The 21876-nt window shown below is 61.5% G+C and carries 20 protein-coding genes; 12 read left to right on the top strand and 8 right to left on the bottom strand.

The features are described 5' to 3' along the window. Positions 1 to 2 precede the first annotated feature (2 nt). From ACN0SW_RS05965 to ACN0SW_RS05950, 4 genes are read left to right on the top strand one after another with little or no spacing between them, the layout of a single operon-like run. Entirely contained in the window at positions 3 to 1091 is a 1089-nt protein-coding gene (locus ACN0SW_RS05965; RefSeq protein ID WP_417726997.1) for a flagellar assembly protein T N-terminal domain-containing protein, read from the top strand. 20 nt (positions 1092 to 1111) lie between these two features. Next, positions 1112 to 1786 (top strand): flagellar basal body P-ring formation chaperone FlgA, encoded by a 675-nt coding sequence (flgA, locus tag ACN0SW_RS05960; RefSeq protein WP_417726996.1) that lies wholly within the window; start codon positions 1112 to 1114, stop codon positions 1784 to 1786. 60 nt (positions 1787 to 1846) lie between these two features. After that, positions 1847 to 2149 carry a flagellar biosynthesis anti-sigma factor FlgM gene (gene flgM, locus ACN0SW_RS05955; protein ID WP_417726995.1) on the top strand — a complete coding sequence of 101 codons (303 nt, stop codon included), beginning with the start codon at positions 1847 to 1849 and terminating at the stop codon, positions 2147 to 2149. A gap of 15 nt (positions 2150 to 2164) precedes the next feature. Then, positions 2165 to 2545, top strand: a complete 381-nt coding sequence (locus ACN0SW_RS05950; protein WP_417726994.1) for a hypothetical protein — start codon at positions 2165 to 2167, stop codon at positions 2543 to 2545. 91 nt (positions 2546 to 2636) lie between these two features. On the opposite strand, the gene ACN0SW_RS05945 is transcribed toward ACN0SW_RS05950, so the two are convergent. From ACN0SW_RS05945 to ACN0SW_RS05920, 6 genes are all read right to left on the bottom strand, one after another. Next, positions 2637 to 2939: a 4a-hydroxytetrahydrobiopterin dehydratase gene (locus ACN0SW_RS05945; protein WP_417726993.1), complete on the bottom strand. Its 303-nt coding sequence runs from the start codon at positions 2937 to 2939 to the stop codon at positions 2637 to 2639. Beyond that, positions 2936 to 4120 carry a GNAT family N-acetyltransferase gene (locus ACN0SW_RS05940; protein WP_417726992.1) on the bottom strand — a complete coding sequence of 395 codons (1185 nt, stop codon included), beginning with the start codon at positions 4118 to 4120 and terminating at the stop codon, positions 2936 to 2938. Before ACN0SW_RS05940 ends, ACN0SW_RS05945 begins: the two co-directional genes overlap by 4 nt. 67 nt (positions 4121 to 4187) lie before the next feature. After that, positions 4188 to 4955, bottom strand: a complete 768-nt coding sequence (locus tag ACN0SW_RS05935) for a glycerophosphodiester phosphodiesterase family protein (RefSeq protein ID WP_417726991.1) — start codon at positions 4953 to 4955, stop codon at positions 4188 to 4190. Further along, positions 4952 to 5413: a RidA family protein gene (locus tag ACN0SW_RS05930; RefSeq protein WP_417726990.1), complete on the bottom strand. Its 462-nt coding sequence runs from the start codon at positions 5411 to 5413 to the stop codon at positions 4952 to 4954. The genes ACN0SW_RS05935 and ACN0SW_RS05930 overlap by 4 nt, the downstream gene beginning before the upstream one ends. Before the next feature lie 91 nt (positions 5414 to 5504). Then, complete coding sequence (locus ACN0SW_RS05925) at positions 5505 to 6812, bottom strand: HlyD family type I secretion periplasmic adaptor subunit (RefSeq protein ID WP_417726989.1); 1308 nt, start codon at positions 6810 to 6812, stop codon at positions 5505 to 5507. After that, a complete protein-coding gene (locus tag ACN0SW_RS05920; protein WP_417726988.1) occupies positions 6809 to 8548 on the bottom strand; it encodes a type I secretion system permease/ATPase in 1740 nt (579 codons plus the stop codon). Before ACN0SW_RS05920 ends, ACN0SW_RS05925 begins: the two co-directional genes overlap by 4 nt. A gap of 169 nt (positions 8549 to 8717) precedes the next feature. Between ACN0SW_RS05920 and ACN0SW_RS05915 the strand changes: the two genes are divergently transcribed. Next, positions 8718 to 9518 (top strand): VacJ family lipoprotein, encoded by an 801-nt coding sequence (locus ACN0SW_RS05915; RefSeq protein WP_417726987.1) that lies wholly within the window; start codon positions 8718 to 8720, stop codon positions 9516 to 9518. Next, positions 9508 to 10113, top strand: a complete 606-nt coding sequence (locus ACN0SW_RS05910; protein ID WP_417726986.1) for an MlaC/ttg2D family ABC transporter substrate-binding protein — start codon at positions 9508 to 9510, stop codon at positions 10111 to 10113. The genes ACN0SW_RS05915 and ACN0SW_RS05910 overlap by 11 nt, the downstream gene beginning before the upstream one ends. A gap of 53 nt (positions 10114 to 10166) precedes the next feature. Here ACN0SW_RS05910 and ACN0SW_RS05905 read toward each other — a convergent pair whose 3' ends face one another. Beyond that, positions 10167 to 12299 carry a transglycosylase domain-containing protein gene (locus tag ACN0SW_RS05905; protein WP_417726985.1) on the bottom strand — a complete coding sequence of 711 codons (2133 nt, stop codon included), beginning with the start codon at positions 12297 to 12299 and terminating at the stop codon, positions 10167 to 10169. A gap of 255 nt (positions 12300 to 12554) precedes the next feature. On the opposite strand from ACN0SW_RS05905, the gene ACN0SW_RS05900 reads away from it, so the two are divergent. The 4 genes from ACN0SW_RS05900 (at position 12555) to ACN0SW_RS05885 (ending at position 17421) form a co-directional block, all read left to right on the top strand. Then, the gene (locus ACN0SW_RS05900; protein WP_009815676.1) at positions 12555 to 12893 is read left to right on the top strand and encodes a P-II family nitrogen regulator; all 339 of its coding nucleotides are present in this window, start codon (positions 12555 to 12557) and stop codon (positions 12891 to 12893) included. Positions 12894 to 12917: 24 nt separating this feature from the next. Further along, a complete protein-coding gene (locus ACN0SW_RS05895) occupies positions 12918 to 14279 on the top strand; it encodes an ammonium transporter (RefSeq protein WP_417726984.1) in 1362 nt (453 codons plus the stop codon). A 137-nt stretch (positions 14280 to 14416) separates the two neighbouring features. Continuing rightward, the gene (mutL, locus tag ACN0SW_RS05890; RefSeq protein WP_417727198.1) at positions 14417 to 16255 is read left to right on the top strand and encodes a DNA mismatch repair endonuclease MutL; all 1839 of its coding nucleotides are present in this window, start codon (positions 14417 to 14419) and stop codon (positions 16253 to 16255) included. Continuing rightward, positions 16252 to 17421 (top strand): DNA recombination protein RmuC, encoded by a 1170-nt coding sequence (locus ACN0SW_RS05885; protein ID WP_417726983.1) that lies wholly within the window; start codon positions 16252 to 16254, stop codon positions 17419 to 17421. The genes mutL and ACN0SW_RS05885 overlap by 4 nt, the downstream gene beginning before the upstream one ends. A 63-nt stretch (positions 17422 to 17484) precedes the next feature. Here the strand turns inward: ACN0SW_RS05885 and ACN0SW_RS05880 are convergent, their stop codons facing one another. Next, positions 17485 to 19083: a phosphoenolpyruvate carboxykinase gene (locus ACN0SW_RS05880; protein ID WP_417726982.1), complete on the bottom strand. Its 1599-nt coding sequence runs from the start codon at positions 19081 to 19083 to the stop codon at positions 17485 to 17487. Between the two features lie 368 nt (positions 19084 to 19451). Between ACN0SW_RS05880 and ACN0SW_RS05875 the strand changes: the two genes are divergently transcribed. Both ACN0SW_RS05875 and ACN0SW_RS05870 read left to right on the top strand, forming a co-directional pair. Beyond that, positions 19452 to 20153: a response regulator transcription factor gene (locus tag ACN0SW_RS05875; protein WP_417726981.1), complete on the top strand. Its 702-nt coding sequence runs from the start codon at positions 19452 to 19454 to the stop codon at positions 20151 to 20153. Then, positions 20153 to 21865: a sensor histidine kinase gene (locus ACN0SW_RS05870; protein WP_417726980.1), complete on the top strand. Its 1713-nt coding sequence runs from the start codon at positions 20153 to 20155 to the stop codon at positions 21863 to 21865. Before ACN0SW_RS05875 ends, ACN0SW_RS05870 begins: the two co-directional genes overlap by 1 nt. Positions 21866 to 21876 lie beyond the last annotated feature (11 nt).

Here is a 21876-nt window from a genome sequence, read left to right as displayed (position 1 = left end):
CCATGTGGGGGCATGCGTTACGGCCGCAATTCTGGCTGTTGGTCCTGTTGGGCAGTTTGGTCTGCGCCGCTGCCGGGGCGAAGGACGCGAGGCTCTGGGTCGAGGCCGAGGGGCGGGCCTATGTGACCGCCCCTGATGATCAGGACGCCGCCCGCCGCCGGGCGGTTGGCGAGGCCTTGGTGTCGGCGGCGCTCTCGGGCGGGGCAAGCCTGCGCGGTCATACCGCGATGACCAAGGGGCGGATCACCGCTGATCTGACGATATTGCGCCCGACGGGGCGCATTCTCAGTCATCGCATTCTGTCTGCTGCGTTGCAGGACGGGCAATGGCTGGTGCGGGTTGCGGCCGAGGTCGGACCGATGCCGGTCGGGGCCTGCGCATCGCGTCGGCGGTTGACGGTCAGCGCCACGCTGCCGCAGATCCGGGTAACGCCCGAGGCTTCGGCCTGGGCAGAGCCCTTGGCGCAGGGGCTTGCGCGGGATCTGATGGAGGTGCTGCGCGCCCATCCTGATACGGATCTGGAGCGGATTGCCCCGGTTGCGGTCACGGCGGTCACGGCGGCGCTGGATTACACCGCGCTCACCCGTGGGCAATCGGTGCCCGCGGCGGGTGATCATCGGATGACCCAGAGCATTACAGTGGATCGCCAAGGCGCTGTGCTGCGGTTGACCCTTGATCTGGCGTTGATCGGGCCTGATGGCACGGCCCTGCAACGCCGCATCGAGCGTCAGGCCAAGGCACCGCGCGGTGGGGTCGTGGGATTTGTCGCGGGGCAGAACCGCAGCCGCGCGGAAGCGGAACTGACTGCCGGGGTGTTGCAGGAGGTGCGCGCCATGCTGGACGGTCTGGCCTGTCAACCGGCCGAGGCGCGGTTGGTGCTGAGCGGTGATGGTTTGACTGTGCCGCTGGGGCGGCGCCATGGGCTGACGCGGGCGAGTCTTGCGTTTGTGGATGATCCCAATGACGGCTTTGGCCTCTTGGAGGTGGTGGTGCTGGGCAATCGAGAGACCACGCTGCGCCCGCTCGATCCGAGCCGCGCACCGGCGAGTTTCAACGGATTGCGAGTCTATTTTGTCGAGGCGGGGCTGTGATCCGGGTTGGATTCGGTTTGATGATGGCGTTTCTGGTGCCGCTCGAAGCGGTGGCGCTGGAGGGGCGTGAGGTTCAGGCGCTTGTTGAGCAGGCCTTGGCGGATGCCGGGCAGGGGGGACAAGCGATGCTCTCGGCCAACCGGGGGTTTCCCTCCTGTCCGATGCCGCCCGAGGTTTCCCCGCATCGCGGCGGATGGCAGGCAGTCAGCCTGCGCTGTGAAGGGCCGGGAGGATGGACACGCGTGATCCGGATTGAGGGTGGACAAGCCGCCGCCCGTCTGCCCGGCGGCTCCTCTGAGGTGGCGCAGCGCACCGCGCTGATGCTGACCGAGAGCCTGCCGCGTGGCACGGTGTTGCAGGCAGAGCATCTGCGCGTGGCCGGGATTGCCGCAAACGCTCAGGGTGATCTGGTGGAGTCGATGCAAACTGCGCTGGGTCGCCGTCTCAAGAGCAATCTCGGCGCCGGTCAGCCGCTCTTGGCGCGGCATCTGGAGTATGAGTGGCTGGTCGATCCGGACGGGCCTGTAACAATTGTCACGGCGGTGGGCGGAATTCGGATCGAGGCGTCGGGGATCGCGCTTGAGCCCGGACAGTTGGGGCAGGATATCCGCGTCACCAATGCCACAAGCGGGCAGGTGGTACATGTGACGGTGACGGGGCGCAACAAAGTCACGGTGCGGCCTAACATACGCTGAGCCTGTGCCGTTCTTCCCTATAAGAAACGCGCCCCGATGGCGTCCCACCGGAGAGATCAGATGGTCGATTCAGTCAATTCTTCCCATGCCGCACGACCGCGGCTCATGCCGGTTTCGACCGAGAGCGCGCCGGGTGGCGCCAGCGGCACACGGGCGCATCAGCCTGTCAGTTCGGTGGATTCCGTCAAGCTTAGTACCTCTGCCTCGATCGGCGTGATCGAGCGTATGGTCGAACAGGGGCCGCCGTTTGACGCCGAGCGCGTCACGCGGATCAAGGACGCTGTTGCCAACGGCAATTACCCGGTGGACGCCAAGCGTATCGCCGATAGCATTTTTCAAGATTACAGCGCTATGACGCGCTGAGACGAGGACTGAGGCATGACCTATTCCGAAATTACCCTCTATTCGCTCGCCGCGCTGCTGATGGTCGCATTGCCGTTGATGCTTGCGTTGTCGATCCGGATGGCGCGGATGCTTTCTTGTCTGCGCAGTCAGGTGCTGCGACTGAGCGAAGCGGAGATCGAGCAGGTCGCGCAGCGGCTGGGCCACAAGCTGGGGCTGAGCAGTGAAGCGTCCTTGGTCAGCATCGCCGACCGGATGGACGAGATGCGCCGCGATTTTGATTGGCTGGTCAGCGACCGGATGATCGAGCAGGCCATCGACATGGCGCGGTTCGGGCAAAAACAGGACAGTATCACCCGCAACACCGGAATCAGCGCTTCGGAGTTGGACGCGATCCGGAAAATACGCAAACATTGAGACAAGGCGCAGGCTTGGCCCCCTCTCTACGCCGAGCCTGTCCCGAGCCGATCTGATCCCCGCCCCGGCCCAGTGCCGGGGCGCTTTCATTTCAGGACTGCGCGGCAAGCCCGTCGAATTTACGCGCCAGTTTCACGTCGAGGCTGCTGAGGCCCTTGACGTCATGGGTGGTCAGCGTCACCTCGACGCGGTTGTAGACGTTGAACCATTCGGGGTGGTGGTTCCATTTCTCGGACCACAGGGCCGCACGGGTCATAAAGCCCATGGCCTCGGTAAAATCAGTGAACTTGAAGGTTTTATGGATCGCGTCGCGGTCTTCGACCATGGCCCAGCCATTTTCCAACAGCGGGGCAAGCGTGGTCTTGCGGGCGGTTTCGCTGAGTTTTTCGGTCATTCGTGATCCTCCTGTTCGATCTTGCGGAAGGGGCCGTAGGTGGTGAGGATATCGATATCCTCGTCGACGGCGGCGCGTTCGGCCTTGAGGTATTGCGCCACGGCCTCGGCAAAGCCCGGATCGCGCAGCCAGTGCAACGAATGGGTGGGCACCGGAAGATAGCCGCGGGCCAGTTTGTGTTCACCTTGTGCGCCAGCCTCCACTCTTTGCAGCCCCTGTTCAATGGCGAAATCAATGGCCCTGTAATAGCAGAGTTCAAAATGGAGACAGGGGTGATCCTCGATGCAGCCCCAATAGCGGCCATAAAGCGCCGATGCGCCGATCAGGTTCATGGCCCCCGCCACCGGCTGACCGTCGCGCAAGGCAAGGACGAGCAGGATGTCATCGCGCAGGGTTTCATGGGCGCGGTCAAAGAAAGCGCGGGTGAGATAAGGCGTTCCCCATTTGCGCGCGCCTGTGTCCTGATAAAACTGCCAGACCGCATCCCAGTGCTCGGGCTGGATCTGATCGCCGGTGAGGGTCACGATCTGGCCGCCGAATTCTGCGGCGCGGGCGCGTTCCTTGCGGATTGCCTTGCGCTTGCGCGAGGACAGATCCGCGAGAAAGCTGTCAAAATCCGGGTAATCGCGATTGAACCAGTGATATTGCTGGGTCCGGCGGGGCAGCAGGCCAAGGGCTGCCCCTGCGCTGGCCTCGGATTCGGTGCAAAAGGTGAGATGTAGCGACGACAGCCGGTTGCGGTTGGCCACGTCCAAGGCTGCCTCAATCAGCGCGGCGCGGCCAATCTCTTCGAAACCCGGACGGGTGAGCAGGCGGGGGCCGGTGGCCGGGGTAAAGGGCACGGCTATCTGGAATTTCGGGTAATAGCGCCCGCCCGCGCGCTCATAGGCATGCGCCCAGTTGTGATCGAATATGTATTCGCCCTGAGAATGGGATTTCAGATAGAGCGGGGCGCAGGCGATGACTTGGCCGCCCTGTTCGGCGGTCATGTAATGCGGCTGCCAGCCGCTGCCGGTGCCGACCGAAGCACTGGCCTCAAGGGCCTTGAGAAAACGATAGGTGGTGAACGGGTCGTCGGGGCGGCCTGTTGCGGCCTCGGGGCAGGCGCAGGCGTCCCATGCGGCCTGTCCGATGTCGGACAGGCGCTCGTGCAGGCTGATGGTGATCGTCTCCTGCGTCATTTGTCCGGAGTGCCCTTGTCCCGACTGCTTTTATCAGATGATCTATCTGGGTTGCGCGCGGCGCGGATCAAGCGGGCCGGCTGGGCAAGTAGCCCTCAAACGTGATGTTGTCGGCACGCAGGCGTGCCGATGCCTCGGCCTCTGGGCTGCGCACGGTCCAACAGAGGATCGCGGCCCCCAAGGTGCGCAGGGCGTCAAGGCGGGGTGCGTCGAGATCGTCGATGTCATGGCTGACAAAGCTGGAGGCGGTGGCGCAGTAATCTGGAATGTCGCGCAGGCGGGCACGGGTCTGTGCGTTCAGGAGCGGCCAATCCTCGGAGGTATAGGCGCATGTGACGATGCCGCGCGGTGTATCGGGGGCGATTTCGGCCATGCGTGCGACCATGTGCGGGTTAAAGGACATGACCGCGACGGGGCCCTTATACTGTGCAAGGGCTGCGGCGGCGGCCGTCTCCAGCGTGCCGCAGGTCTCGCCCATCTGGCCGTGCTGATCCTTGAGCTCTATGAGCAATGGCACCCGGCCAGCAACGAGGGCGAGGATTTCGGACAGGCTTGGAATGCCCTCATCACCGCCCAAAAGCGGGATCTGCGCCAGATCCGCCGCATCGCGCTGCCGGATGGGGCCTTTCTCCGGGGTCAGGCGCGCAAGGTCGTAGTCGTGAAACACCATCGCTTGACCGTCGCGGCTGAGTTGCAGGTCAATTTCGATGCCATAGCCTGCGGCGATCGCCGCGCTGAGGCCCGCGCGCGAATTCTCAGGGCGGGCTCGGGCCACGTCATGCAGCCCGCGATGAGCCAAGGGGATGCGGCGGAACGCGGTGGGCAGGGCGCTCATTTGATCTGGAACACCCCGTCGATTTCGACCGCGACGCCGAACGGCAAGGAGGGGGCGGAGACTGCGGCGCGGGCGTGTTTGCCAGCCTCGCCCAAGGCCTCGCCGATGAAATCGGAGGCACCGTTGATGACGGCGGGTTGCTGGGTGAAATCGGCAGTGGAATTGACGAAACCTGTAAGCTTGACGACGCGCACCAGCCGGTCGAGATCGCCGCCACAGGCCGCTTTGACCTGCGCCAGAAGGGCAATCGCACAGGCGCGGGCGGCCTTGGCCCCGGCAGCCACATCGAGATCATCGCCAAGTTTGCCGGTCAACAGCGTGTCGCCCTCCTTGGCGATCTGGCCCGAGACAAAGAGCATGTCGCCCGCCAGCACATAAGGCACATAATTGGCGGCGGGGGCCGGGGCGTCGGGCAGGGTCACGCCCATTTCGGCAAGCTTCTTTTCGAACTGGCTCATATCTAGGTCTCCTTTGCAGGTTGTGTCGCGGCGACGCTAGCCGCAGAACGCGGGGAAGAAAATCGAAAATCTTACCCTGGCGCGATTTGGCTTATTCGCGGAATGCCTTGGCCAGATAATCCGTGAAGGGTTTGACCAGATAGGCCAGTGGCGTGCGGTCAGCCGTGCGGATGAAGGCCTCGACCGGCATGCCGGGAATGAGGGTGGTGCCTTCGGGCAGGCGGGTCTGTTCGCCTTCGCTCAGCACGATTTCGGCGCGGTAGTAGCTGGCGCGCGTTTCCTGATCCTCGAATGCATCGGCAGAAATCTGGCTGACGTGCCCGGACAGTTCCGGGGTAGTGCGCTGATCGAAGGCGGAAAACCGCAAGGTTACCTCTTGGCCCAGAAAGAGCTTGTCCACATGGATTGTGTCGATGCGGGCGTTGATCACCAGTGGACGGTCCTGCGGGACGATGAAAAGCACGGGATCAGCCGGGCGGATCACCGAGCGCAGGGCAAAGACCTGAAGGTTGTAGACCAAGCCAGACACCGGTGCGGTGATGTCGAGGCGTCCCATCTGTTCCATCAGGGCGCGGCGCTGTTCGCGCAACTCCAACTCTCGGAATTGCAGGTCACGCAGAGTGGTGATCGCCTGTTCGCGCCGGTCGGTCCCGAGCTTTAGAATGGTGATTTCGATTTCGGTGATGCGCCCTTCGGCCTCGGCTTTTTGGGCGGCGAGATCACCCATGGTGCCGCTGAGGCGCGCCTGTTCGCGTTGCAGGCTGAGGACGCGGGTGGCCTGTGCAAGGCCGCGATCCAACAGCGATTGCTGGTCGGTCAATTCCAGTTCGATCAGTTCGAGTTGGCGGGCGAGCGCCCCTTGCTGGGCCTCGATCCCTTCAATCTGATTGGTGATTTGACCGCGCCGCTTGTGCAATTGGTCGATCTCTGCCGCGACCGTCTGGGTGCGGGCCTCAAACAGCGTCTTTTGCCCGGTCATGAGACCATCGGCATCGGCGTTGCGGGCCGAAATTTCTATCAGCAGCGGATCGAAGATCAGGGTGGCGCGCCCGTCGCGCTCGGCCTCAAGGCGGCCCCGGCGTGCCATGAGTTCGGCAAGTTGGTTTTCGATGATCGAGAGTTCAGATTGCAAGTCGGTGGGGTCAAGCCGCACCAGCACCTGACCGGCGCTGACCTTATCGCCTTCCTTGACCTCGATGGCGGCGACGACGCCGCCGTCGGGATGCTGCACGACCTGCCGGTTCTGATCGACCTCAATGCGGCCCGGTGCAATGATCGCGCCGGAAATCTGGGTGAAGGTCGCCCATGTGCCAAAGCCGCCCACCAGCAGAACAAGCCCGATCAACCCGATTATCAGCGGTCTGCGGGCGGACCATGCGCCGTCGTTGGGGGCGCTCATTGGACACCTCCTGCGCCGGTCGCATTGGCCAGTTGTTCATGATTTTGCAGCACCTCTTTGAGCACCTTTTCACGGGGGCCAAAGGCGCGCATCACGCCGGCCTCTAGCATCAGGAGCATGTCACATTCCTTGATCGCGGCCGGACGGTGTGCGACCACGATCACTGCCTTGCCTTCGGCCTTGAAGCCCCGGATTGCGGCATTGACCGCCTCGCTGCCTTCGTTGTCGAGATTGGAATTCGGTTCGTCCAGCACGAGGATCATGGGATCGCCATACATTGCACGCGCCAGACCAATGCGCTGCATTTGTCCGCCTGAGAGCCGCCCGCCGTTACCGGTGACACGGGTGTCATAGCCATTGGGCAGTTTGAGGATCATGTCGTGGGCATCGGCCTTGCGCGCGGCCTCGACGATCTTGGCCGCGTCGGGCTGGGCGGCGAGGCGGGCGATGTTATCCGCGATGGTGCCGTCAAAGAGCTGCACACGCTGGGGCAGGTAGCCAATGAGTTGGCCCAGAACACTGGGCGCGTATTGATCGAGCGTCGCGCCATCGAGCCGGACTTTGCCACCGGCAGGCCGCCACACGCCCGTAATCGCGCGCGCGAGGGTGGATTTTCCAGCCCCTGATGGGCCGATGACCCCCATCGCCTGACCGGGTTCGAGTTTGAAATTCAGGGTCTTGAGCGCGGCGTGGCTCTCGCCCGGGGGGACCATGGTCAATTGCTGCACCTCAAGCCGTGCTTTGGGGCGGGGCAAGGGGGTGCGGGTCTGTTCGGGGGGGACAGTGCCCAATAGTTCAGCCAGGCTTTGCCAGCCTTTCATTGCGCGCTGCACCAGCGCCCATTGGCCAATCGCCTGTTCAATGGGGGCCAGCGCGCGCCCCATCAGGATCGAGCCTGCGATCATCGCGCCCGGTGTCAGTTCGCCGCGCAGCACGAGCCACGCGCCAAGGCCCAGCATCGCCGATTGCAGCAAAAGGCGCATGGCCTTGGTCGTGGTGGTGAAGCTGCCGCCAAGATCGGCGGATTCTATGGCCGTCGACAGGGCGCGGCCACGCATCGTCTGCCAGCGGTCAAACGCCGCGTCGCGCATACCCATCGCCTGAACCATTTCGGATTCGTTGCGGAGTTGCTCTGAAATTGCCTCGGCCTGAACGCTCGCACTGTTGGCCTGACCTGTCGGAAGGCGGGTGACCACCTGATTGATCATCGTGACCGCGACCAGCAGCGCGCCGCCGACCAGCGCGAGAATGCCGAGCCACGGGTGAAACACCCAGATCGCCGCCAGAAAGAACGGAGCCCATGGCATATCGAATATCGACAGCAGCACAGGTGAGATCATCAACCGCTGGATTGCTTCGAGATCGCGCAGGCCGGTGGCGGTGTTGGCATCCGGCTGAACTGCGGATTTGCGAATCACGGCATCGAACACGCGCCGGTCGAGCCGCGCCTGAAACCGTGCGCCGACCCGGCCCATGACGCGTCCGCGTGCGTAATCAAGCAGTCCCATCATCGTGTAGAGAAACAGCACAAGCGCCGAGAGTGCGATCAGTGTTTCGAGTGACCGGCTGCCGAGAACGCGGTCGTAAACCTGCAACATGTAGATCGGGCCGGTCAGCATCAGAAGGTTGACGAAAAAGCTGAAGATGCCGACGAACCAGTAGAGGCCGCGGCTTTCACGGCGTGCGGCGCGCAATTCTTCGCGACCCGTTTCCAATTTCAACTTATCCAATCGCATGTCCTGTCGTCATAGTTTAAGTGTGGGCACGAGCCAAAGCGGTCTTGCTCTGCCTTATAGCCTATGTCACCATTCTGCCACAGCATTGTGAACTCCGGGCGTAGGATGATGGGTTTGTCCAAGCGATGGTTTATGTAAATCTGCGACTCGTTAAATAACGGATACCCCATTGTTATTGCCCAGTTTCAAATTCCCGCCCAAACCGGCATTGCGCCTGATCGCGTTGATAGGGGTGTCCCTGTTGGCTGCCTGTGCCCGTCCTGATCCGTCAGAGGCGACACGGGACGTGTTTGACCCTTATGAGCCGCAGAACCGAGGGATGCACGAATTCAACCGCGGACTGGACCGGGCCTTGGTGCGGCCCGTCGCCAAGGGCTATAGCACAGTGATTCCCGATGACATCGAGACCGTCATCGGGCGATTTTCCACCAACCTGTCCTTGCCGAGCGACATTGTGAACAGTGTTCTGCAGCTCAACATGCGGGGTGCGTTCCACGACACTGCGCGGCTTTTGGTCAATACCACGGTCGGGTTGGGCGGATTGTTTGACCCTGCGAGCGAGATGGGCATGCCAAAGGGCACAAATACCGATTTCGGCGAGACGCTGCATGTCTGGGGCGCGCGCGAGGGGGCCTATGTGGAACTGCCGCTCTTGGGCCCCTCAACCGAGCGCGACACATGGGGTATTGCCGTTGATCTGTTTACCAATCCGCTCAGCTATATCGTCGAATCGCCGGAGAGCCTGATCGGGACCGGGGCGGGGGTGGCTGCGGGTCTGTCCAAGCGTAGCAAGTTCAGCGATACGATTGATGCAATCCTCTATGAGAGTGCAGACAGTTACGCGCAGTCACGCTCAATCTACCTGCAAAATCGCCGCTTCGAACTGGGTGGAACGTCGGATCGAGTGTATGATGATCCATATGGTGCTCTCGAACCGTCCGGCACATTGGAGGAGTCTAATGTTGAATAACATGAACCGTCGTCATTTTGTTTCTGCAGGGCTGGCCATCACCGGGCTTGCCGCGCTGCCCGGTGCCGGTTGGGCGCTGGACGATGCGCGCGCGCGGACACTGGTGGATGAGGTCGTGGTGAACATCAACCGCGTCATTGCGTCGGGCAAGCCCCTGTCGGGAATGATTGCGGACTTTGAGCATATCTTTAACACCTATGCCGATGTGAACATTATCGCGCGCTCGACCCTTGGGGCAGATGCCAACCGTATTTCGTCGGCGCAGATGGGGGCGTTTGTCCAGGCATTCCGCGGCTATATTGCCCGCAAGTATGGCAAGCGGTTCAATGAATTCGTGGGGGGGCGGATCGAGGTCAACTCGGTCAAGCAGGTGAAATCCTGGCATGAGGTGAAATCCACCGCCTATCTGCGCGGGCAATCGCCGTTCGAGGTCAGCTTTCTGGTGTCGGACCGGTCAGGCAAGGATCTGTTTTTCGACATGATCATCGAAGGGATCAGCCTGCGACTGAGCGAGCGCACCGAGATTGGCGCAATGCTGGACCTGCGCAATGGTGACGTGAATGCGCTCATCGCGGATCTCAAGAAGGCCGGGTGAGGGTATTTCCTGTTCGATTCTTGCCTGAACGGCGCCCGATGCGGGCGCCGTTTTCAGTTTCTGCCGAAGATGCTGCGCAGGATATTCTCGATCGGATTGTTCCCGGCCAAAGGCGAGCGGCGCTGTGGCTCTTGACGGGGCGGGGCCGGCCGCGGTTTGGGGCGCAACATCGGCAGGGGTTTTGGGGCAAGCCCTTCGTGCACACGAATCATGGTTTCCTGCCAGATTTCCGCCGGTAGGCCACCACCGGTCACGCCGCTGAGCGGTGTGTTATCATCATAGCCCATCCAGACACCGGCGACATAATCGGCGGTAAATCCGAGAAACCATGCATCGCGGGCGGCCTGTGTGGTGCCGGTCTTGCCTGCGGCCTCGCGGTCCGGCAGGCGGGCGCGGCCGCCGGTGCCGCCCTCGATCACCTTGGTCATCATGTAGATGAGTTCCTGTGCCGCGCTTTCTTGGATCACGCGCTCTCCGATGCCGCCGCCGGTGCCCATCAGCGGTTCGTCTTCGCCCAAGAGTTTCAACTCAACCAGACCATAGGGCGTGACCGAAGAGCCACCATTGAGAATGCCCGCATAGGCCCCGGTCATTTCCAAAAGCGTGCTTTCGGAGGCACCAAGGGCCAAGGCCGGTCCCGCCGCAAGATCGCTTTCAATGCCGAAATCGCTGGCAACCTTGCGCACGAGGTCGCGCCCGACGCTCTCGGAAATCTTGACCGCCGGAATATTGAGCGATTGCGCGAGGGATTCGGTCAGGGTGACGCGGCCCTTGTAGTTGCGCGTGTAGTTTTCCGGGCACCAGCGGCCAGAACCGGGGATGTTGAGGCAATACGGTTCGTCCACCACGATCGAGTCGTAGGAATTGCCAAGTTCGAGGGCGGTGGCATAGACGAAGGGTTTGAAGGCTGAGCCGGTCTGCCGTTTGGCCTGCGTGGCGCGGTTGAAGGCACCGACCACCTTGGTCTTGCGCCCGCCGACCATGGCGCGCACTGCGCCGTCGGCGGACATCACGACGATGGCGGCCTGTGCCTTGGAGCCTTCGCGGACTTTCTCATCGAAAATATAGGTTAGCGCGTCCTCTGCGGCGCGTTGCACCCGCTGATCAAGCGTGGTGCGGATGATCACGTCTTCGGTGGTGTCACGGGTAAAGAACTCGGGGCCGGAGGACATCACCCAATCGGCAAAATAGCCGCCCGCCTGCCGCTCTGCCGCCTCTGACAGCTCTGCCGGATTGGCGAGCGCCAGCGCCGTCTCTTGATCGCTCAGATATCCCTGACGGCGCATGAGGCCGATCACGACCGAAGCGCGGTTGCGCGAGCGTTCGAGATTCGCTGTGGGCGCAAGCGTGGAAGGGGCGGTCAGCAGGCCCGCAATCATCGCCCCCTCGGCGGGATTTAGGTTGGCTGCGGATTTGCCGAAATAGCGTTGCGCCGCGGCCTCGGCACCATAGGCGCCACCACCCAGATAGGCGCGGTTGAGATAGACCGAGAGGATTTGATCCTTGGTGTATTTCGCCTCCATCGCCATCGCGTAGATCGCCTCGCGCGCCTTGCGGACCAATGAGGTGCGGCGGCAATCGGCGATATAGTCAGCCTCGCTCTTCCAGTCGCTCTCGGAATAGGCGTTGCCAAAGCACAGAAGTTTTGCGGTTTGCTGGGTGATGGTCGAGCCGCCGTTCCCCGAGAGCGGGCCGCGCCCTTCGCTGAGGTTGATACGAATGGCGCTGGCGATGCCGATAGGATCAACGCCGGGATGCAGATAGAAACGCCGGTCTTCGGTGGCGATGACCGCGTTCTTGAGGTGCCGGCTGACGGTATCGGCGGTGACGACGCCGCCGAATTGATCGCCCCGCCACGCAAAGACCTCGCCCTTGTCATCGAGCAGGGTGACAGAGCCCTTGGCCCGTCCGTCCATCAAGGTCTGATATTCGGGCAGCGTGGTGTAGGTATAGGCCACGAAGCTGCCAACCACGAGCAACACAAGCGCCGTCAATCGCCAGCCGATGCCCCAGATCAGGCGCAGCGCCCAGCGGATAATGCCACCGAAGAACCGCACAATCGGATTGCTGCTGCGCGCGCGACCGCGGCGCGGCGCGCTCTTGGTCTTGCGTGCAGGTTTGGTTGGCGCCTTTCGCGTGCGCTTGGGGGCCACCAAAGGCGGTTTTCTTGGTCCTGTCGTGCTCATGCTTGCCCTGCTCGGCCTTGTGTCTTTGGCGCAGTTTATAGTGCGTGATCGCAAAAGTAGAGACCTCGCGCGCATGTGCCGTGATTTCTGATGTGTCTAAATTTTAGGCATAAATATTTTACCGCATAAAGTTTGTGCGTTTGGGGGCGATTTTGCCCGCTATTTCCCGCCTTCACCCTTCCAGACTCTGCCGTCAGCGCCTTTTCTGCAGGTGCAAACAACGCGCTGAGACACCGCAAACCGAAAGGGGCAGACGTGAAACTCATCATTGCAACGATAAAGCCGTTCAAGCTGGAAGAGGTCCGCGAAGCGCTGACCGATATCGGCGTCCGCGGCATGATGGTGACCGAAATCAAGGGCTTCGGCTCGCAATCCGGGCACACGGAAATCTATCGCGGTGCGGAATACGCCGTGAATTTCGTACCCAAGATCAAACTGGAAATCGCGGTCTCTGCCGGGATGGCCGATCAGGTGGTCGAGACCATCACCAAGACCGCGCGCACTGGCAAGATCGGTGACGGCAAGATCTTCGTGCTCGACATCCAGCAAGCCGTGCGCGTGCGCACCGGCGAAACCAATGATGACGCGCTCTGAGCGCGCAGGGGAAAGGACATATCCATGACTTTGATGCTCAAACTCGGCCTTGCCGCAACGCTGATCGCGCTGCCGCAGCTTGGCCTGGCCCAGGAGGCCGCGGCGACCGCCGAAGCGACCGAGGCTGCGGTGCCAGCCGCGGTGCCGACCGATGTGGTGTTTATTCTCAACTCGCTGCTGTTTCTCTTTGGCGGGGTGTTGGTGTTCTTCATGGCCGCCGGTTTCGCCATGCTGGAGGCAGGGCTGGTTCGGTCCAAGAATGTCACCATGCAGCTGACCAAGAACGTGGCGCTGTTTTCGTTGGCGGCGATTTTCTATTGGCTGATCGGCTATAACCTCATGTACCCGTTGGGCACATGGTCGGTTGAGGGCATTCTGTCGGGTGTCTGGGGGCCGGGCGTGCTTGAGGCCGTGGGCATCACCGCTGAAGAGGCTGATGATATTTCCTATGCGGCAACGGGTTCGGATTTCATCTTTCAGCTGATGTTCTGTGCCGCGACCGCATCCATCGTGTCTGGGGCGCTGGCTGAGCGGATCAAGCTTTGGCCGTTCCTTGTCTTTACCGTGATCCTGACCGGCGTGATTTATCCGCTGCAAGCCAGCTGGAAATGGGGCGGCGGGTTCCTTGACGAGATGGGTTTCCTCGACTTCGCAGGCTCGACCGTGGTGCATTCTGTGGGGGGCTGGGCCGCACTGGCAGGCGCGCTGATCCTTGGGCCGCGTATCGGCAAGTATGGCAAGGATGGCCGCGTCAACCCGATCCCCGGCTCCAACCTTGCGTTGGCAACCCTTGGCATGTTCATCCTGTGGCTGGGCTGGTTCGGGTTCAACGGTGGATCGCAGCTGGCGATGGGCAGCGTGGGCGATGTGGCGGACGTAAGCCGGATCTTCTCGAACACCAATGCGGCGGCGGCTGGCGGCTCTATCGTGGCGCTGATCCTGACGCAGATCCTCTACAAGAAGCCTGACCTGACCATGGTTCTCAACGGCGCGCTGGCGGGTCTGGTGTCGATCACGGCAGAGCCGCTGACGCCGAGCCTTGGCATGGCGACCCTGATCGGGGCCGTGGGGGGCGTGATCGTGGTCTTTGCGGTGCCGATGCTTGACAAGCTCAAGATTGACGACGTGGTCGGCGCGATCCCGGTGCACCTCTTGGCCGGTATCTGGGGCACGCTTGCGGTGCCGCTGACCAATTCGGACGCCAGCTTTGGCACGCAGATCATCTCGATCGTGATCGTCGGTGCCTTCGTGCTTGTCGTCTCGACCGTGGTCTGGCTGATCATCAAGGCGACGATGGGTCTGCGGGTCGATGAAGAGACCGAGATCAACGGGCTCGACATGGCGGAAATGGGCATGGAAGCCTATCCCGAATTCTCCAAGGGCTGATCCTTCTCCTTCCTGACAGATCTTGTGAGAACTTGCCCGGGCGTTCGCGCCCGGGTTTTTTCTATGGTGGGAATTCTATGGCGCTGGTGATCTGCGTCTCTGGCAGAATCGCCGCGATCCATGCTAAGTCTTGGGGTATGAACAGCCCGAGCCCCAATATGCGCGCATTTCAACCGCAGATCCGTCAGCTGGACGAGGCGGCGATCAATAGGATTGCCGCCGGTGAAGTGGTGGAGCGGCCTGCCTCAGCGGTCAAGGAATTGGTTGAGAATGCGCTCGATGCCGGGGCGACCCGGATCGAGGTGAGTTTTGCAGATGGTGGCAAGACGCTGATCCGGGTCAGCGATGATGGCTGTGGCATGGCCCCGGATCAACTGCCGCTGGCGCTGGCGCGGCATGCCACGTCCAAGATCGACGGCTCGGACCTGCTCAATATTCACTCCTTTGGCTTTCGGGGCGAGGCGCTGCCATCTTTGGGCGCGGTCGGGCGGCTGACGATTGCCTCACGCGCGGGGGATGAGGCGGCGGAGATCACGGTCGCCGGTGGCCAGATGGGGGCGGTGAAACCTGCCGCGCTCAATGCGGGCACGGTGGTGACGCTGCGCGATCTCTTCTACGCCACGCCCGCGCGGCTCAAGTTCATGCGCACGGACCGGGCTGAGGCGCAGGCGATTGCCGATACGGTCAAGCGCTTGGCGATGGCAGAGCCGTTCGTGGGCTTTACCCTGCGCGATGTGTCGGGCGGGGGCGAGGGGCGGATCGTGTTTCGCGCCGATGCCGAGAGCGGGGATCTGTTCGACGCGCTGCATGGGCGACTGGCGCGGGTTTTGGGCGCGGAGTTTGCCGAAAACGCGCTGAGGATCGAGGCCACCCGCGACGGGCTGCGCATGACCGGCTATGCCGCGCTGCCGACCTATTCGCGCGGATCAGCCGTGGCGCAGTATCTCTTTGTCAATGGCCGCCCCGTGCGGGACAAGATGCTCTACGGGGCGCTGCGGGCCGCCTATCAGGACGTGCTGAGCCGGGACCGGCATCCGGCGGCGGCGCTGTTCTTGGACTGTGATCCCACGTTGGTCGATGTGAATGTCCATCCGGCGAAATCCGAAGTGCGGTTTCGCGATCCGGGGCTGGCGCGGGGGCTGATCGTGTCCGGCCTGCGGCATGCGCTGGCCGAGGCGGGGCATCGGGCATCAACCACGGTGGCGGGGGCTACCTTGGGCGCGTTTCGAGCCGAGCCTGTGGGCGCTCGGGTGTATCAGATGGATCGGCCTTCGGCGCAGGCGCGCACGCTGGCCTATAGCGCGCAGGCCCCCGGATTTGCCGATATGGGCGCGGAGTGGAGCGCGCGGGTCGAGGCCCCGCCGGAGGCGCAACAAGAAGAGCCGCCCGCCACGGCGCTGCCCTTGGGCGCCGCGCGGGCGCAGGTGCATGAAAACTATATTATCGCGCAGACCGAGACCGGCATGGTGATCGTTGATCAGCATGCGGCACATGAGCGGCTGGTGTATGAGCGGCTGAAACGCCAGATGGCTGAGCGTGGGATCGTGTCGCAGGCGCTGCTCATCCCTGAGATCGTCGATTTGTCAGAGGCCGATTGCGCGTGTCTGATGGAACATGCCGAGGACCTCGCACGGCTTGGTCTGGCGGTCGAACCGTTCGGGCCGGGCAGTCTGGCCGTGCGTGAGACCCCGGCCATTCTGGGGCAGGTCAATGCCGGGGCGCTCTTGCGTGATATTTTGGACGAATTGCAGGATCAAGGGGCGAGCGACACCCTGAAATCGAGGATTGACGCAATCCTGAGCCGCGTCGCCTGTCATGGGTCGGTGCGGTCTGGTCGCCGGATGAGTGCCGATGAGATGAATGCGCTTTTGCGTGAGATGGAGCGCACGCCGATGTCAGGGCAGTGCAACCACGGACGCCCTACCTATGTCGAGCTGAAGCTCACGGACATTGAACGTTTGTTTGGCCGAACATGATTCAGATCGGTGATCAGAGTTACGCCTTTGATGATCCTCTGGTTCTGGCGGTGCTGTTCGGGGCGGCGGTGTTGGTATTGATCCTCGTGCTGTTGATCATGGCGGTGCGGGCGGCAGCGCGGTCGGCGCGGATGGCAGAGCCGTTGGCCTATCAGGTGGGGCAGTTGGGTCAGCGGGTGCAGGGATTGAGCGACGGCCAGCATCAACTGGCGGGCGGGCTCAATCATGTGTCCGAAGCGCAGGCGGCGGCGCAATCGCATCTGTTGCAACTGATGGAAAAACGGCTGGCGCAGGTGAGCAACGCCATGACCGAGAACCTGCAAGGCACTTCGCGGCGCACGGCACAAAGCCTTGGGGAATTGCAGCAGCGGTTGCAGGTCATTGATAAGGCGCAGGACAATATTACCAAACTCTCGGGTGATGTTCTGTCCTTGCAGGATATTCTATCGAACAAGCAGACGCGCGGCGCGTTTGGCGAAATCCAGCTTACCGATATCGTCACCAAGGCGCTCCCGTCCGACAGTTATACTTTGCAGGCGACCTTGTCGAACGGGCGGCGGGCGGATTGTCTGATCCACCTGCCCAATCCGCCGGGGCCGATCTGTATCGACAGCAAATTCCCGCTGGAGGCCTATGAGGCCCTGCGTCGGGCCAAGACCGATGGCGAACTGGCCGAGGCGGCGCGGGGCATGCGCACGGCGGTGCGCAAGCATATCAAGGATATCTCTGAGAAATACATCATCGAGGGCGAGACCGCCGATGGCGCGTTGATGTTCCTGCCCTCCGAGGCGGTCTATGCGGAACTTCACGCCACTTTCCCCGAGGTTGTGCGCGATGGGTTTGCCGCGCGGGTCTGGATCGTGTCGCCCACCACCTGTATGGCCACGCTCAACACTATGCGCGCGATCCTCAAGGATGCGCGGATGCGCGAGCAGGCGGGGGCGATCCGGCGGGAGTTGGGTCTTTTGTTTGCCGATGTGGATCGCTTGGGGGCGCGGGTCGAGAACCTCGACCGGCATTTCAGTCAGGCATCCAAGGATGTGGCGGAGATCAAGATTTCAGCCGACAAGGCCGGGCGGCGGGCGCGGCGGCTGGACAATTTCGATTTCGAGGAATTGGCCCCCGAGACCGAGCCTGCGATTGTGCCATTGGTAAAGGGCAGCTAGGGACGGCAAGCAGCAGATGTTTGAGCCCCCGCCATTGACAGCGAGGGCCCTGTGTCGAGCGGATCAGCCGAGCGAAGCCGCTTTTACATCTTCGTCGATGAACGGCACATATTGCGCGAAATTGTCGGCGAACATCGCAACCAGCTTGGCCGCCTGCGCGTCATAGGCTGCCGGGTCCGCCCAAGTGCGGCGCGGATCAAGCAGGACTTCGGCCACGCCGGGAACCGCCACGGGCACCTCAAAGCCGAAATTCGGGTCCTTGCGGAATTCGACATCATTGAGCGAGCCGTCGAGCGCTGCGGTCAAGAGCGCGCGCGTGGCCTTGATCGGCATACGCGAGCCGGTGCCAAAGGCGCCGCCGGTCCAGCCGGTGTTAACCAGCCAGCAGGTTGCCCCGTGCTTGGCGATCTTTTCGCGCAGCAGGTTGCCATAGACCTCGGGGCGGCGCGGCATGAAGGGCGCGCCAAAGCAGGTGGAAAACACCGGCTGCGGTTCGTCGATCCCGCGCTCTGTGCCCGCCATTTTTGAGGTGAAGCCCGACAGGAAGTGATACATCGCCTGTGCAGGCGTCAGCCGCGAGATCGGCGGCAGCACACCAAAGGCATCGCAGGTCAGCATGATGACATTCTTGGGATGCCCGCCAAGCGCCGTGTCCGAGGCGTTGGAAATATAGTGCAGCGGATAGGCGCAGCGCATATTGGGCGTCAGGCTGTCATCCTCGAAATCCAGTTCAAGCGTTTCGGGGTCGAACACCATGTTTTCAATCAAGGTGCCGAACATCGAGCAGGTGGCATAGATTTCCGGCTCGGCCTCGGCGCTGAGATTGACGGTCTTGGCATAGCAGCCGCCCTCAAAATTGAACGTGCCGCGATCGGACCAGCCATGCTCGTCATCGCCCAGAAGGGTGCGGTTGGGATCGGCGGACAGCGTGGTCTTGCCGGTGCCCGACAGGCCAAAGAAAATCGCCGTATCGACCGGATTGTCCTTGGCGTGGTTGGCCGAGCAATGCATCGGCATGACGCCCTTTTCCGGCAAGAGGTAGTTGAGCAGGGAAAAGACCGATTTCTTGTTCTCGCCTGCGTATTCGGTATTGCCTACAAGGATCAGCTTGCGGTCGAAATTCATGGCGATCACGGTTTCCGAGCGGCAGTTGTGGCGCTCGGGGTCGGCCTTGAAGCCGGGGCAGTTGATCACGGTGAAATCAGCGACAAAGCTGTCGAGCGCGGCGCGCTCTGGGCGGCGCAGCATGGTGCGGTTGAAGAGACTGTGCCACGCCAGTTCCGAGATCATGCGCATGTTGATCGAATAGGTGGGGTCGGCCCCGCCGATCAGATCCTGCACAAAGACGTCGCGGCCCTTGAGATAGGTCAGCATGTCTTCGTAAAGAGTGTCAAAGCCCTCAGGCGACATGGCCGCGTTGTTTTCCCACCAGATCGTATCGGCAACGCTATCGGTTTTGACGATATGCTTGTCCTTGGGCGACCGACCGGTGAATTTGCCGGTGGTCACGAGCAGCGTGCCACCTTGACCCAAGGTGCCCTCGCCATGCTTTAGGGCGGCCTCGACCAGCGCCGGTTCGATCAGATTATAGTAGACATTTCCCAGTTCAGAGATCCCCTGATCTTCGAGCCGGAATTGCGGGTTGACCCGTCCAAATGTCATGATGCCATGCTCCTGTTTTGCCAGACCCGTAAAATATACGGTGTCATTTCAGGCGCCGCCGCGCGGCGTCGGTCGGGCGATTTGCCCGGCTGCGCGGCTCTTAACATAGCGCTTAAGTAAAATAACAGGGCGGTTTCATGCAGTTAGCGCAACCAAGCGCAAGTTAGCGCAACCAAGTGGGGGTTGGGGTGGTCGCGGCTCGGCTCTGGCGTATAAAGTGAGTCAATTTAGCCATTATCAAGATTTTTTTGCATTAATAGCACATCCTCAAGCGGATGATTCGCAGATTTGAATTGATAAGGTCGCGGGAAACAGAGCATAGTGGCATAAAAAATGCAGGCAAACTGAGCAGTAAAAGGAATAGAGCTATGTCCAAGATCGCCCTTGTGGACGATGACAGGAATATTCTGACATCCGTTTCCATGACACTTGAGGCCGAAGGCTTTGAGGTCGAGACCTATAATGACGGCCAACAGGCGTTTGACGCTTTTAGCAAGAAGCTGCCTGACATGGCGGTGCTTGATATCAAGATGCCGCGCATGGATGGCATGGACCTGTTGCAGCGGTTGCGGCAGAAATCCCAAATGCCGGTGATCTTTCTCACCTCCAAGGATGATGAGATTGATGAGGTTTTGGGTCTGCGCATGGGCGCGGACGATTACGTGAAAAAACCGTTCTCGCAGCGCCTGCTGGTCGAGCGGATCCGGGCGCTTTTGCGTCGTCAGGATGCCGTCAACGGGCATGTTGTGGTCGAGACCGAAGAAACCAAAGTGATCGAGCGCGGAAATCTGTTGATGGATCCGTTGCGCCATTCAGTCACCTGGAAAGGGCAGGATGTGTCACTGACAGTGACCGAGTTCCTGCTGCTACAGGCGCTGGCCAAGCGACCCGGTTTTGTCAAGAGCCGCGATCAGTTGATGGATGTCGCCTATGACGATCAGGTCTATGTGGACGATCGCACCATCGACAGCCATATCAAGCGCTTGCGCAAGAAACTGCGGATGGTCGATCCAGAGTTCTCGGCAATTGAGACACTCTATGGTATCGGGTATCGGTACAACGAAGAATAATGGCTCTTGCGGAGAGTATAGGGGTGCGGAATATGCAGCCGCGTAAGGATAATGACCTTGTCCTTGGCGATGATTTCGTGGCGCCTGATCGTCTGGACGAGGGCGAACTGAATGCCCGTCGCGCAAAGCGCGGCTGGTTCAGTTTTCGTGAATCCTCGCTCACGCGCAAGATCATCACCTTTAATCTGATTGCCCTCAACGTGCTGGTTATGGGCATCCTCTATCTCAATTCCTCACGCGACAATTTGGCGATGCAGCGCGCCAATAGTCTGCAGGTGCAAACCGCCTTGATTGCTGATGTGGTCGAGGCGCGTATTCCCGATGGTGCGCCGGTCAGTTTTGTCACTGGTGACGGTGTGGATTTGGCCGCCACGCTGCAGCATCTCGATATTCAATCGGGAACGGAATTGTTGCTGTTTGATCGCACCGGGGTGCTGGTCGGACGCAAACAGGGCGAGAGCGTTCGGGCGGACGGTTCGGCAGACCTGCCCGCGACGCCGATGACCGATTTTCTGAGTCGCGTTTGGGACCGGATTTCAGACCCGTTTGCGGGTGGAGATCGCGCCGAACGGACCCGCAGTGTCGACGATGTGGCGCGTGACATGGTTGATCTGACGGTCGGGGATGGTGTGCAAATGCGCACCGCTGAGACTTTGACAGGTATCGTGCTGACTGTGGCAGCCCCGGTAATGCAGGGGGACACGCCGGTCGCGGTGGTGGCGCTTTCCAGTGCAAGCGGCGAGATCGACAAGCTGGCCCGGGTGGAACGCGAGCGCGTTTTGCAGATGTTCCTGATCGCCACGCTTGTGTCGGTCGGTCTCAGCCTGATCCTTGCGTCAACGATTTCAAATCCATTGGCCGATTTGGCCGCCGCCGCCGAAATCGGCCGCGATCGCAACCGTGGCAAAGGGGCCAAGGGCCGCATTCGCATTCCCGATCTGACTGCGCGGCCGGATGAGATTGGCCGCCTGAGCGGGGCGCTGCGCGGCATGGTGTCTGCGCTCTATCACCGGATCGACAGCAATGAACAATTCGCCGCCGACGTGGCGCATGAGATCAAGAACCCGCTGGCCAGCCTGCGCTCAGCTGTGGGAACCATGCGCATCGCCAAGCGCGAAGATCAGCGCGAGCGGTTGCTGGAAGTGATCGAACATGACGTGCGACGACTGGACCGGCTGGTGAGCGACATTTCCAACGCCTCGCGGCTGGACAGCGAATTGGTCAAAGAAGAGCAAGAAGCGTTCGATTTGCTCAAGATGCTGGAAAATCTGGGCAATTACCTCGGAGAAGAGGCGCAAAAGAGCGGGATTGAGTTCATCATGGACTTCCCGTCGCAGGCCATTGTCATCACTGGGCTTGAAGGGCGATTGGCGCAGGTTTTCGTCAACCTTATCACTAATGCCATCAGTTTTTGTGAAGAAGGCGATGCTATTCGGGTCTGGGCGCGCAGGCGTGCCAACCGGGTGCTGATTGTTGTCGAGGATACTGGGCCGGGCATTCCTGAACAGGCGCTGGAAAAGGTGTTTCAGCGGTTCTATTCTGAGCGTCCAGAAGGGGATTTCGGGAATAACTCCGGCCTTGGTCTGGCAATCTCCAAACAGATTGTCGAGGCGCATGATGGGGTGATCTGGGCGGAGAATATCCGCCCCACCCACGCCGATGCCACCTCTGACCCGCTGGGCGCACGGTTTGTCGTAGGCCTGCCGGTCTGAGCCGGTGACGC

Source organism: Roseovarius sp. (assembly GCF_048262375.1).
Taxonomy (GTDB): Bacteria; Pseudomonadota; Alphaproteobacteria; order Rhodobacterales; family Rhodobacteraceae; genus Roseovarius.
Note: the sequence above shows the minus strand (reverse complement) of the source record. Positions and strands in the feature narration are given on the sequence as shown.